The sequence below is a fragment of the Rhizobiales bacterium NRL2 genome, assembly GCA_001664005.1.
Lineage (GTDB): Bacteria > Pseudomonadota > Alphaproteobacteria > Minwuiales > Minwuiaceae > Minwuia.
In genome coordinates, this window is the sequence record CP016093.1 from 1,090,500 (window position 1) to 1,102,856 (window position 12,357).

A 12,357-nucleotide genomic window follows, 5' to 3' on the forward strand; every position below is an offset into this window, starting at 1 on the left:
GTCATGGGATTCCACCCAGCCAGAAGGCGACGCCGACACTCACACCGCCGAGCAGATAGGCGGCGGTGACGAATGCGCCGTCCCGCGCCACCAGTCCGAGACTGTAGACGGCCACCGCCGCGGAAGGCGCGGTGACGCCGATCGGCATCAGCGCCAGGGGAAACATCAGCAGTCCCATCAGCACGCACAGCAGTCCGCCTGCGCGGCCGTTGACCCCGCGGGTCATGTATTCCATCCGCTGTGCCAGAAAGCGGTCGACGAACCGCGTCACCGGCAGCGACTTCTCAACGATCTTTCTCAGTTTCTGCGCCGGCAGCGTCAGGCGCAGCAGGTGTCCGGGCAGCCAGGGGTGATTGCGCCCGAACAGGATCTGGGCGCCGACCAGGATGTAGATTGCGCCGCCTGTCACCGAGATGCCCGGAATCGCCCCGAGCGGCGTGATGATGATGACCGCCGGGATCAGCAGGAGCGGCGCGAAGCCGCGATGGCTGAACGCTTCGAGCAGGCTTCCGACCGAGACCTTCTCATGGTGATCGGCCTGCTCCGTCAGGCTCTGGAAGACCGTGGTCAGGCCTTCGGCGTCGCCATTTCCGGAAGGGCGCCGCCGTGCCCGATCCTCCGACTGATACGTGTTGGAACTCACGACTTGCTGCCCCGTCCCTTGCGGATCTTGTTCTTGTACGGGCCTTGGACCGGCTGTTGAGGGAGATCGTGTCGGGGAGGGGCGGGATCAAGTACCGGGGGTCAGCCCTCGTCGTCCCAGCGCCGCGTCGCATTGTCGTCGCTGCCGCGGGCCTCGACCCAGCGGGCGCCTTCGGGCGTCTCCTCGCTTTTCCAGAACGGGGCCTTCGTCTTCAGCCAGTCGATCAGGAACTCGCAGGCCCGGAAGGCCTCGCCGCGATGGGACGAGGCGGCGATCACCAGCACGATCCGCTCGCCTGGCTCCATCCGTCCGTGGCGGTGGACGATCCGCGTGGCGTCGATGTCGAAGCGGTCATGGGCCTCGCGTTCGATCTTCTCCAGCGCCTTCTCCGTCATCCCCGGATAGTGCTCCAGAGTGAGCGCTCCGACGCCGGTCCCCTCCGAGAAGTCGCGGACAAGCCCGACGAAGCTGACGACGCCGCCGATGTCGCGCCGGCCTTCCAGCAGCGCCTTGAGCTCGCGCCCCGGGTCGAAGTCCCCGCGCTGCACGCTGACGCTCAACGCCGGCCCCCGGTCATGGGCGGAAAGAAGGCGACCTCGTCGCCCTGGGCGACGGGATCGCCGGGGCCGGCCGTCTCCTGGTTGACCGCGGCGCGGATCTGGCCCGCGTCGGCGAAGGCGCGGGCGAAGCCGTCGCCCCGGCCTCTGAGGTGCTCGACCAGGTCCGCGACCGTGGCGACGCCGTCGGGCAGGTCGTAGTCCTCCTCGTGGATGCCGGTGCGTTCGCGGACCCAGGCGAAATAGAGCAGCTTCAAGACAGCGCCTCCCTGAAGGAAATGAATCCCAGCCTGTCGCCGGGCCGGACGGCCGTCGTCGCCTCGGGTATTTCGATCAGGCCGTCGCTGGCGGTCAGGGAATGGATGATGCCCGATCCTTGGCGCGGATGACGGTCGGCGATCATTTCGTCGTTCTCGCCCTGGCGGAGCGTGCCGCGCAGCCATTCCAGGCGGTCGGCCTTGGAGCGCATCTCGAAGCCCGCCGTCACCGGCCAGCGCCGCAGCGGCGTGGTTTCGGCGCCTTCCAGACGGTCGAGCAGGGGCCGCACGAACATCAGGAAGCAGACCATCACCGCGACCGGATTGCCCGGCAGTCCGACGAAAGCCGTGCCGCGGACATGGCCGAAGGCCAGCGGCCGGCCGGGCTTGATGGCCAGCCGCCAGAGATGCACGGCACCCAGCGCGCCGACAGCGTCGCGCACATGATCCTCGTCGCCCGTGGATGCCCCGCCGGAAGTGATCACCAGATCGGCGCCCTCGGCCGCCCGCTCCAGCGCCTCGCGCACGGCCGAGGGACTGTCGGCGACGATGCCGTGATGATGGGCTTCGATGCCGATGCGCCGCAGCAGCGCCATCAGCATCGGCGCGTTGGCGTCGTGGACGTCGCCGTGGTCGAGCGGCGAGCCGGCGGGCCGGATCTCGTCGCCGGTCGAGAGCAGGGCCACGCGCGGCCGCGCCCGCACCGGCAGATGCGCGATCCCGCCGGCGGCGGCCAGGGCCAGCTCGGCCGGTCCCAGGCGGACGCCACCCTTCAGCAGCGCCTGGCCAGCCGCGACATCCTCGCCGGCCCGGCGGCGGTTGGCGCCGGATTTCAGGCCGGCGGGCACGACGACGCGGCCCTCGGCGAGCGTCACGTCTTCCTGCATGACGACGGTATCCGCGCCGCGCGGCATCGCCGCGCCGGTGAAGATGCGCGCGGCCTCGCCCGGTTCCAGCAGCCGGGCCTCTGGATGGCCGGCCGCCGCCCGGCCTCTGAGCGTCAGTGCGGTCTCGGCTTCAGGGTCGAGATCCGTGCCGCGAAAGGCGTAGCCGTCCACGGCGGCATTGTCCTGCGGCGGCGAGGCGGAGAGGGCGGTGATGTCCTCCGCCAGGACATGGCCGGCGGCGTCGGCCAGCGGGCGCGTGTCCGGTCCGGTCACCGCCGGAGTCCGGACCCGGATCAGTTCCAGAGCTTCCGCCGCCCGCATCAGCGGCCCGCCGAAGGCGAAGCAGTCGTCGGTGATCTGGCTCATGCCGCCCGTCCCGGCCGGCGCGCGAAGCGCGCGGCGAACTCGGCGATGGCCTCGGCGTCGTTGAGGTCCAGAAGGGGCAGTTCGCCCGCTTCGATCGGCGTGTCCGAAGCGACGGCGACGATGGCGGGGTCGTCGGGATGGAGCGGCGGCTTGCCGGTGGCGGCGCGATGGACCTCGATCTTGCTGTGCCCCTCGCGCTTGAAGCCTTCGACCAGAACCAGATCAACCGGGGTCATCCGCGCCAGGAGTTCGTCCAGCGTCGGCTCCGCCGCGCCGCGCAGTTCGTGCATCAGGGCGAAACGCTGGGACGAGGCCACCATGACCTCGCTGGCGCCCGCGTCCCGGTGGCGCCATGAATCCTTGCCCGGCGTGTCGACGTCGAAGCGGTGATGGGCATGCTTGATGGTGGAGACCGTCAGGCCGCGCCGCCGCAGCAGCGGGATCAGGGCCACCATCAGCGTGGTCTTGCCCGAACCGCTCCATCCCGCCAGCCCCAGCACCTTCATGGCGTGTCTTCCTTCTCCCGGAAGTGCGGACGCGCCACGGTCACATAGGCCCAGCCGGTCTGAACCGCCAGCGCGGCGGAAACCCAGAACAGCACCAGGCCCGGCGCCCCGGCCTCGGGCGCCGGCAGCAACAGGACGGTGAGCGCGGCCATCTGCGTTGCGGTCTTCCACTTGGCCAGGTTGGAGACCGGCATCTCCGCGCCGCGGAAGGCGAGGAACTCGCGGAGGCCGGAGACGAACATCTCGCGGCACAATATGGCGATGGCCGGGATGACGTGGACGCCGTCCAGCCGGCCGTCCGCGGCGAGCATCAGGATCACGGCGACGACCAGCAGCTTGTCGGCGATCGGGTCCATGAACTGGCCCAGCTTGGAGCCGGCCCGCCAGCGGCGCGCGAGCACGCCGTCGAACCAGTCGGTGACCGAGGCGAAGACGAACAGCGCGAGCGGAAGCCATGCCCGCCAGGGATCCGGCAGGTAGAAGGCGGCGACCAGCGGCGGGATCGCCGCGATCCGCGCCGCCGTCAGCAGGTTGGGAACGTGGCGGCGCAAGCCGCCATTTGCCGCTGTTTCAGCCATGCCCGATAGGTAGAGCAAGTTCGGCCGCTGCGAAACCGCTTCCGCGTCAATCGCGCGCGGCGGCCTTCTCCGATGCCTTGTCGCCGGACGCGGATTCCTTGTTCTGCTGCTCCAGCGCCTCGCCCCATTCGTCGAGCAGTTTGCGCCTTTCCGCCTCGGCGCGGCGCAGCAGGCGCTGCCCGGCGATATCGACCCAGGTACGGGCGATGAACGGCGCGATCACCAGCAACGACAGGCCGAGCCCGGCCGCGGCGAAGTTGATCACCAGGAATTCGCCGTGGAACAGCAGCGCCAGGGCGGCATCGAAGTCGTTGCCGCTGTGCCAGAGGTGATAGAGCGCCGGCAGCAGGCCGGCGATATTGAACCCGGCGACGGTGGAGATTGCGCCCGGCGCCTGAAGGCCGCGGAAACAGCCCATGATGAATGTCGGCGAGAGATAGACGGCTACGACGGTGAAGCTGGCCGGCGCGATCGGCATCAGCAGACCGGCCATGGCGAAGACCATGACCATGGTGGAACGCCCGCCGGCGGCGCGGGCGGGTCGCGCGCCGGTCTTGTCCCCGGACTCGGCGGCCGCGGCGCTCACAGCAGTTCAATCATGGTGAAGTAGAACCCTGTCAGGAAGGCGAGCGACATGCTGAGCAGACGCGCATAGCGGTAGCCGCGGCGCTTGGCGAGGATGGCCTGGGCCGGGCCGTTGGCGGAGACGATGGCGATCAGGTTGTCCAGCCGCTGCAGCCGGTCCTTCGCGCGCTCGAACTCGGCGCGGTCCTGTTCGAGCGTGCGGTTGAGGTCCAGTTCCTCCAGCATTGCGGCCATATCGCCGCGCTTGGCCAGGCTTTCGACCTTCTTCTCCACCACCATGCGGCGCAGCCTGCTGCGGATTTCCGAGGCGGCGGGCGCCAGGACCGCGACGAACGCCCGCGTCATGCCGGGCATCGGATGGCGGTAGTGGCTGCGCTGGACCGAGGCGTAGAACTCGACCAGCGAGACCAGTTCGGCTGTCTTGGTCGTGTGTCTGGCGTCGAGCGCACGCACCTCCTTCTCGATGTTCTTGTCCTGAGCAGCCATGAAGGCGGCCTCGTGGCGGCCGATCTCCAGTCCCGTCTGGGGGTTCTTCTCGGCGCGGCGGTTGAGCGCCAGCATCATCTCCGCCGGCGAACGCACTATGGCGTCCAGAACGCTTTCGCCGATGCAGGGCGTTCTGGGCAGCATTTCGTAAAGCACGCGTTCCAGGCCGTAGCCGCGCTTCTGCTCCTCCCGCATGATCGACTTGATCGTGCTGGTGACGAAGCCGGGCAGGGCCGCCCGCACCGCGCGGGAGCCCATGCCGCTCCACTCCTCCAGCAGCGGCGAGGACAGCAGCTGGTTCAGGGTCCGTATCCGGTCCTTGTTGCCAGTGCGGAAGGCGGTCCAGATCGCGCCCGGAATGCCCGACGGCGTGACCACCACATCACGGAAGCGCAGCGGGCCGTTGGGGTCGAGCGCGATGCACACGCGGGCGAGGATCTCGTGACGGTCGGCGCCGGGCCCTTCCCTGGTCGCTTCGCCCGAAAGGGCCGCCGTCTGGATCAGGTCGGCGGCGGTGTTGTCGTCCAGGACGTTGCGCGTCCATTTCAGCAGCCGCCCGGCCTCGATGCAGGACATGGCGTCATCGGGATAGGTATGGAGCGCCCAGGCCAGCAGTTCGGGGCTGTAGTAGTCACGGTCGCGGAACAGGAAGGGTCGGATGGCGCGCCGGCCGCCGATGGTCGGGCGCGGTGCGTCCCAGCTGCCGGCGGCCCAGCTCTTCAGTTCGTCGCTGGACCACCGCATGATTGCCTCGTCGGTCAGCGTGCCGGCGAACAGCGATTGCAGCGCCGCCGCGAACTTGCGGCGCTGGAGCAGGCATTCATAGGAGCCGCGCGTCACCTTGGTGGTCAGGATCTCCTGTGCGCTCATGCCCTTGCAGGGCATCTCCCCCGTCACCAGGTGCAGCGCCGCGACACCCAGCGCGTAGCAATCGTCGGCGGCGACGCCTTCGCCGCGCGCGCCCTCGGTCGCCAGCGAGGAGGAGATCGGCTCGTAGACCATGGGCTGCTGCTCGCCCGGAAGGTTCACCAGGCACTGGTCCAGGATGACCTCGCCCCCGCGGTCGACCAGGATGGTGTCGTGGCGGATCGCGCGATGCAGCACCGCACGGGCCTTCATGTCGACCATGGCGCCGATCACCGCCGGCAGGACGGTCTGGATCAGATCCTTTTCCGGCACGCCGCCCCGGGGATAGCGCGACAGGATGGGGACGGCGTTGCGCCGGTCGAAGACGATAGCGAAGAAGTGACGCCCGTCGTTCAGCATCACCGTGCCGGACGCCTGGGGCAGCCGCATGTTGCGCGGCTCCTTGGACATCAGCGTGTCGGCCGCGGACTGACGGACATGGACCCCGGGCTTGCAGAGCAGGGCGTAGTACTCGTCGGCGCCGCTGAGCTGGTCGGTGACCGCCACCGCGTCGGCGCCGGGCGGGGACAGATGCGGCAACGCGCTGCCCACGTCGAGGCGGAAACGCTCGCCCAGGATCAGGCCCCGTCCGTCGTCGATATAGGGTGCGTTCTGTGTGTGCTTCTTTCCCGACACGGCGCCGTCACTTGTCCAGGAATACCGCCTGTATTCGACAATATTGTCCTGAAGGAAGCGTTAAGCCCGCGATTGTTGACCGGCGGTCATTTGGGTAACAGACTGCCATTCGAACAAGAATGCGAATGCATGCCAGGGCCGGGAGGAAACGGATGGCGACCCAACACCTATACGCGATGCCGGTCGAGCAGACGGGCTGGGAGTTCGACGGCGCGACCGAGATCAGTTTCACTTGGGAGTACGACGACGAACGCGCCGCCCTGCTGGCGCTCTACGACAAGGGCAAGAAGCAGCAATGGGACGCCGCGGAGCGCATCGACTGGACCCAGGAGGTCGACTGGGCCAATCCGATGGCGCTGCCCGACGAGCAGATCCCGATCTACGGCACCGACGCCTGGAACAAGATGAACGAGAACGAGCGCGCCGAGCTGCGCCGCCATCTCCAGGGCGCGACCCTCAGCCAGTTCCTGCACGGCGAGCAGGGCGCGCTGATCGCCACGTCCAAGATCGTCGCTACGGTGCCGGACGCCGATTCCAAGTTCTACGCCGCCACCCAGGTGATGGACGAGGCCCGCCACGTGGAGGCGTTCTCGCGCCTGCTGCACGAAAAGGTGCAACTCGCCTATCCCATCACGCCCGGCCTGAAATCCCTGCTGGAGCAGGGCCTGAGCGACCGCCGCTGGGACATGACCTATCTGACCATGCAGATCCTGATCGAGGGTCTGGCGCTCGCCGCCTTCCAGCGCCAGCGCGACCATTCCGGCAACGATCTCGTCCAGGCCGTCAACGCCTATGTCATGCAGGACGAGGCGCGTCATGTCGCCTTCGGCCGGCTGGCGCTGCGCGATTTCTATCCGGAACTGACCGAAGCCGAGCGCGACGAGCGCGAGGAGTTCGTGGTCGAGGCCTGCTACCACATGCGCGACCGTTTCAATCAGATCGAGGTCTGGGAGAACCTGGGCTTCTCCCGGGAACAGATCGCCGACGCCGTCGGCACCAGCGAGGTGATGGCGCAGTTTCGCCAGCGGCTGTTTACCCGCATCGTGCCGACGGTGAAGGATATCGGCCTCTGGGGCGAGCGCGTGCGCAAGGCCTATCAGGACATGGGCGTGATCCAGTTCTCCGAGATCGACGCCGAGGCGCTGCTCGACGCCGACAACAAGGTGGCCGAGGACTTCGACGCGAAGCAGTTCGTCAGGGACGGCGTCAGCGGCCAGGTCGCGGCGGCGGAGTAGCGCGGGCCGGCTGCTGCCCTGCCGGGACGGCCCGGCGCCCGACGCGATCGGGCGCCGTGTGGCTGCCGTCACAACTGCGGCGGGGCTCCGCCGAGCGTTGAGAGTTCGTTAACCCTGCCCAAGCTACCGTAGGTAATAGATTGCCACGGTCGAATGCGAAGGCTTCACCCGACATGAACCAGATGAGCGCGCAGGGCGTCCTGCGCTTCAGCGAGCGGCGCGCCGCACCCCGCTTCCCCGTCCGGATGCCGGTGAAAGTCCGGGACCGGGAAGGCCGTGTCACGGAAGCGATGGCGATCAACATCTCGACGGGCGGCATGCTGATCGCGCCGGCGCAGGAGCACGTGGCGCCCGGCGGCGAACTGGCGCTCGACATCGGTGATGTCGCCCACGGCGTCATGGCCCGGGTTGCCGGTCACCGCAAGCAGGGCACGGGCCTGCAGTTCGTCGACGCCCATGAGGGCGAACGCCTGGCGCTGACGCTTTCCGAACTGGCCCAGCGCTCCGCCTGAGCGAAGCCGTTTGCCGCCCCGGGCGGCAGAGGCTAAAACCAGCCCATGAACAGGTTGCTGCAGCCGCCGGGATGGCCCCGGCCGAAGGGTTACGCCAATGGCGTGGCCGCGCGCGGGACGATGGTCTTCGTCGCCGGCCAGATCGGCTGGACGCCCGACGGCGTCTTCGAGACCGACGACTTCGCCGGCCAGGCCCGTCAGGCCTTCGAGAACACTCTGGCCGTGCTCAGCGAAGGCGGCGCGTCGCCCGAGCACATGGCGCGGCAGACCTGGTACGTCACCGACAAGCGCGAGTATCTCGACAATGCCCGGGAGGTCGGCCGGGCTTTCCGTGACGTCTTCGGCCGCAATTTCCCCGCCATGGCGGTGGTGGAAGTCACGGCGCTGGTCGAGGACCGCGCGAAGATCGAGATCGAGACAACGGCGGTCGTCCCCGACTGAGGACGGCCCGGACGGGAGTGAATGACATGAACGCGGACACCACGCCGACCCGGAAGCCCGATGCGAGCTTCAACTGGGAGGATCCCTTCGACCTGGACGGCCAGCTCACCGAAGACGAGGTGATGGTCCGCGACATGGCGCGGAAATACGCCCGCGAAAAGCTGCTGCCCCGGGTCATAGAGGCCTTCCGCGAGGAGAAGACCGACCGCGCCATCTTCAACGAGATGGGCGAACTGGGCCTGCTCGGCTCCACCATCGACGGCTATGGCTGCGCCGGCACCAACTACACCACCTACGGCCTGATCGCGCGTGAGATTGAGGCGGTCGATTCCGGCTACCGCTCCATGATGAGCGTGCAGTCCTCGCTGGTGATGCATCCGATCCACGCCTTCGGCACGGAGGCCCAGCGCGAGAAGTACCTGCCGAAGCTGGCCACCGGCGAGTGGGTCGGCTGTTTCGGCCTGACCGAGCCCGATCACGGCTCCGATCCCGGCGGCATGAAGACCCGGGCGAAGTCCGTGGACGGTGGTTACCGCGTCAGCGGCTCGAAGATGTGGATCTCCAACGCGCCGATCGCCGACGTCTTCGTGGTCTGGGCCAAGACCGACGACGACAAGATCCGCGGCTTCGTGCTCGAAAAGGGCATGGAGGGCCTCACGGCGCCGAAGATCCAGGGCAAGCTGTCGCTGCGCGCCTCGATTACCGGCGAGATCGCCATGGACAACGTCTTCGTGCCCGAGGAGAACCTGCTGCCCCATGTGCAGGGCCTGCGCGGGCCGTTCAGCTGCCTCAACAACGCCCGCTACGGCATCGCCTGGGGCGCGCTCGGCGCCGCCGAGTTCTGCTGGCACCAGGCGCGTGAATACGTGCTCGACCGCAAGCAGTTCGACCGCCCGCTGGCGGCCAACCAGCTGGTCCAGAAGAAGCTGGCGGACATGCAGACGGAGATTTCCATCGGCCTGCAGGCTTGTCTCGCCGCCGGCCGGATGAAGGACGAAGGCCGCTGCCCGCCGGAGACGATCTCCATCATCAAGCGCAATTCCTGCGGCAAGGCGCTCGATATCGCGCGCATGGCGCGCGACATGCACGGCGGCAACGGCATCCACGAGGAGTATCACGTGCTGCGCCACGCCATCAATCTGGAGACCGTGAACACCTATGAGGGCACGCACGACGTGCACGCGCTGATCCTGGGCCGCGCCCAGACCGGCATCCAGGCGTTCTTCTAGCAAGGGGGAACAGGCGGGCTGGGGATGGCTGGGCCGGCCAGCCCGCCGTCGCAGGCAAATCCGGAATGTCACAGCCGCGCTGCGCGGGTCAGCTCGCGCCCTTCGATTACAGCGCCGAGTCCTGAGCGAACCGCAGGTTCGGCTCGGGACCCATGCCTGAGTGCATCCGCCGAACGCCAATTCCACGGAAAAGCCCCGGCGTGGGTCCCGGGCCCCGGCTCCGCCGGTCCCAGGACGCGAGGTGCACTGGCCCAGCCGATCCATCCCGCGCAGCGCGGTTTCCGGGCCATGCGTCGCACGCTGTTCCGGACCCCCGCCTTTCCCGTCTATGCTCCCCCGCAATGCGCCGCAGCGCGCGTCGAACAGGGGAGGGCGATTGAATGAGAACCGGCAACTTCAAGGGCTACGAGACCTGGATCACCGAGCCGGGCGTGCTCTGGATCCGCTTCAACCGGCCGGAACAGAAGAACGGCACCACCTCGGTGATGAAGCGGGAGCTGATCGAGACCCTGACCGAGGCGCAGATGGACAATGCCGTCCGCGTCGTCGTCTTCACCGGCTCCGGCGACAGCTTTTCAGCAGGCGACAATCTGAAGGGCTATGCCGCTCTCGACCGGGAGACGGACGACGGCCAGGTGCGGCTGATCCCCGGCGGTCATGACACCGGCATCGGCACCTATTCGGCGCTGCGCACGATCTCCCAGCAGCTCAACACGGTCATCCGGGAGATGGACAAGATCACCATCGCCGCGATCAACGGCGTCGCCATCCAGACGGGCTTCTCGCTGGCGCTCTGCTGCGACTTCCGCATCGCCGCAGAGGAGGCGCGGCTGGGCTCCGGCACGCTGCGCTTCGCGCTGCTGCCCGACGAGGGCGGGCCCTATTTGCTGGTCCAGCACATGGGCCTGGCGAAGACCATGGATTTCCTGATGAGGAAGAAGATCGTGTCCGCCGCCGAGGCTCTGGAACTGGGTCTGATCAACGAGGTCGTGCCCGGCGACAGGCTGCTGGCCGCCGCCGAGGAACTGGCCGTCGAGATGGCGGAGGGCCCGCAGGTCGCCATGCGCCTGCTGAAGCGCTCGGTCTACAACGCCGCCGAAATGAGCTGGCTGCAGACGCTGGACGATATCGCCGGCAAGACGGCGGTCACCGATCACCATCCGGACGCGGCGGAGGGCAAGGCCGCGTTCATGGAACGGCGCAAGGCGCGCTTCAACGCCTGGCTGGACGAGGCCGGCTGACGCGCATGGGCATACTCGACGGGCTGAAGGTCATCGACGCGGCGAGCTTCATCGCCGGGCCGTCTGCCGCGACGCTGCTGGGCGATTTCGGGGCCGACGTCATCAAGGTGGAGCCGCCGGGCGGTGACGGCTACCGCCGTCTGCTGGGGCTGCCGGGCTTCCCGACGGCGGACGTCGACTATCACTGGCAGCTCGACAACCGCAACAAGCTGGGGCTGGCGCTCGATCTGCGCGACGAGACCGACCGGCAGGTCTTCCTCGACCTCGCCGCCCAGGCCGACGTTCTGGTGGTCAACCATCCCCTGCCGGTGCGGCGGAAGCTCGGCATCGCCTGGGGCGACCTGCGCGGGCTCAATCCGGGCCTGATCTACGCCTCGCTGACCGGTTTCGGGGAGACGGGGCCGGAGGCCGACAGCCCGGGCTTCGATCTCTCCACCTACTGGGCGCGTTCGGGGCTGATGGACCAGGTCCGCCCGGACATGGACGGACCGCCCGCGCCCTCGGTCGCGGGGCAGGGGGATCATCCGACCGGCGTCGCCCTGTTCGGCGCGATCATGCTGGCGCTGTACGAGAGACGAGAGACCGGCCGGGGCCGCGAGGTGCAGTCCTCGCTGATCGCCAACGGCCTGTGGTCGAACGCCTGCCTGGCGCAGGCAGCACTGGCGGGCGGCGACATTCCGCGGCGCCGGCCGCGCCATGCCCCCTTCTCGGCGCTGGTGAACACCTACCGCGCCCGCGACGGCAAGTGGTTCATCGTCAGCGCGCTGGAGCCGGAGCGGGACTGGCAGCGCCTGCTCCGTGTGATCGAGCATCCGGGACTTGCGGACGATCCGCGATTTTCCGCCATCGAGGGGCGGCGCGAGAACGCGGCGGCGCTGACGACGCTGCTGGACGACATCTTCCTGGAGCGCGACTGGCCCGACTGGCGCGTCCGCTTCGAGGCTGAGCGCCTGTCCGTCGGGCCGGTCTACTCGCCGCAGGACGCGGTGGCCGACGCACAGGCCCGGCCCTCGGCGGCGGTGCGCCGAACGGCTGACGGGGCGTTGATGGCGGAGGTCATCGACAGCCCGCTCTGGCTGGAGGGAGAAGCGAAACGTTCCGTCGGAAGGGCGCCGGCGACCGACGAGCATGGGAAACTGATCCGCTCGGCGCTGAAGGACGGCCGTTCGCCCTGGCGGCCCTGACCGGGGCGCCCCCGATGCCGGGGCCCACGTCACAATCCCCGCTTCTTGATGCGACCCTGCGGGTTGTTTTCTGTGGCGTGCGCCCCGGCTTGTTCCGGAGGCGGTCCC

General features: G+C 68.6%; 14 protein-coding genes. 6 read left to right on the forward strand and 8 right to left on the reverse strand.

From position 1 onward, the window contains the following. Position 1: 1 nt before the first annotated feature. The 8 genes from TEF_05035 to TEF_05070 form a co-directional block, all read right to left on the reverse strand. Positions 2-643, reverse strand: a complete 642-nt coding sequence (locus tag TEF_05035; GenBank protein ID ANK80222.1) for a hypothetical protein — start codon at positions 641-643, stop codon at positions 2-4. Between the two features lie 101 nt (positions 644-744). Beyond that, on the reverse strand, positions 745-1,203 hold the full coding sequence (locus TEF_05040) for a molybdenum cofactor biosynthesis protein MoaE (protein ID ANK80223.1): 459 nt from the start codon (positions 1,201-1,203) through the stop codon (positions 745-747). Beyond that, the gene (locus TEF_05045) at positions 1,200-1,457 is read right to left on the reverse strand and encodes a molybdopterin converting factor subunit 1 (GenBank protein ID ANK80224.1); all 258 of its coding nucleotides are present in this window, start codon (positions 1,455-1,457) and stop codon (positions 1,200-1,202) included. Before TEF_05045 ends, TEF_05040 begins: the two co-directional genes overlap by 4 nt. Then, positions 1,454-2,710 (reverse strand): hypothetical protein, encoded by a 1,257-nt coding sequence (locus TEF_05050; protein ID ANK80225.1) that lies wholly within the window; start codon positions 2,708-2,710, stop codon positions 1,454-1,456. Before TEF_05050 ends, TEF_05045 begins: the two co-directional genes overlap by 4 nt. Further along, positions 2,707-3,216, reverse strand: a complete 510-nt coding sequence (locus tag TEF_05055) for a molybdopterin-guanine dinucleotide biosynthesis protein B (GenBank protein ID ANK80226.1) — start codon at positions 3,214-3,216, stop codon at positions 2,707-2,709. The genes TEF_05050 and TEF_05055 overlap by 4 nt, the downstream gene beginning before the upstream one ends. Then, the gene (locus TEF_05060) at positions 3,213-3,794 is read right to left on the reverse strand and encodes a CDP-diacylglycerol--glycerol-3-phosphate 3-phosphatidyltransferase (protein ANK80227.1); all 582 of its coding nucleotides are present in this window, start codon (positions 3,792-3,794) and stop codon (positions 3,213-3,215) included. The genes TEF_05055 and TEF_05060 overlap by 4 nt, the downstream gene beginning before the upstream one ends. Before the next feature lie 46 nt (positions 3,795-3,840). Next, positions 3,841-4,380, reverse strand: coding sequence for a hypothetical protein (locus TEF_05065; protein ID ANK80228.1), 540 nt, complete (start codon positions 4,378-4,380; stop codon positions 3,841-3,843). Further along, positions 4,377-6,407, reverse strand: coding sequence for a hypothetical protein (locus tag TEF_05070; protein ID ANK80229.1), 2,031 nt, complete (start codon positions 6,405-6,407; stop codon positions 4,377-4,379). Before TEF_05070 ends, TEF_05065 begins: the two co-directional genes overlap by 4 nt. Before the next feature lie 152 nt (positions 6,408-6,559). Between TEF_05070 and TEF_05075 the strand changes: the two genes are divergently transcribed. The 6 genes from TEF_05075 to TEF_05100 all read left to right on the forward strand — a co-directional run bounded on the left by TEF_05075 (position 6,560) and on the right by TEF_05100 (position 12,249). Continuing rightward, positions 6,560-7,642, forward strand: a complete 1,083-nt coding sequence (locus TEF_05075) for an aminobenzoate oxygenase (protein ANK80230.1) — start codon at positions 6,560-6,562, stop codon at positions 7,640-7,642. Positions 7,643-7,815: 173 nt separating this feature from the next. Next, complete coding sequence (locus TEF_05080; protein ID ANK80231.1) at positions 7,816-8,154, forward strand: hypothetical protein; 339 nt, start codon at positions 7,816-7,818, stop codon at positions 8,152-8,154. Between the two features lie 45 nt (positions 8,155-8,199). Next, a complete protein-coding gene (locus tag TEF_05085) occupies positions 8,200-8,595 on the forward strand; it encodes an enamine deaminase RidA (protein ID ANK80232.1) in 396 nt (131 codons plus the stop codon). A gap of 26 nt (positions 8,596-8,621) precedes the next feature. Continuing rightward, a complete protein-coding gene (locus TEF_05090; protein ID ANK80233.1) occupies positions 8,622-9,824 on the forward strand; it encodes an acyl-CoA dehydrogenase in 1,203 nt (400 codons plus the stop codon). A 380-nt stretch (positions 9,825-10,204) separates the two neighbouring features. Further along, the gene (locus TEF_05095; protein ANK80234.1) at positions 10,205-11,065 is read left to right on the forward strand and encodes a hypothetical protein; all 861 of its coding nucleotides are present in this window, start codon (positions 10,205-10,207) and stop codon (positions 11,063-11,065) included. Between the two features lie 5 nt (positions 11,066-11,070). Next, entirely contained in the window at positions 11,071-12,249 is a 1,179-nt protein-coding gene (locus TEF_05100; GenBank protein ID ANK80235.1) for a hypothetical protein, read from the forward strand. The last annotated feature ends 108 nt before the right edge of the window (positions 12,250-12,357 follow it).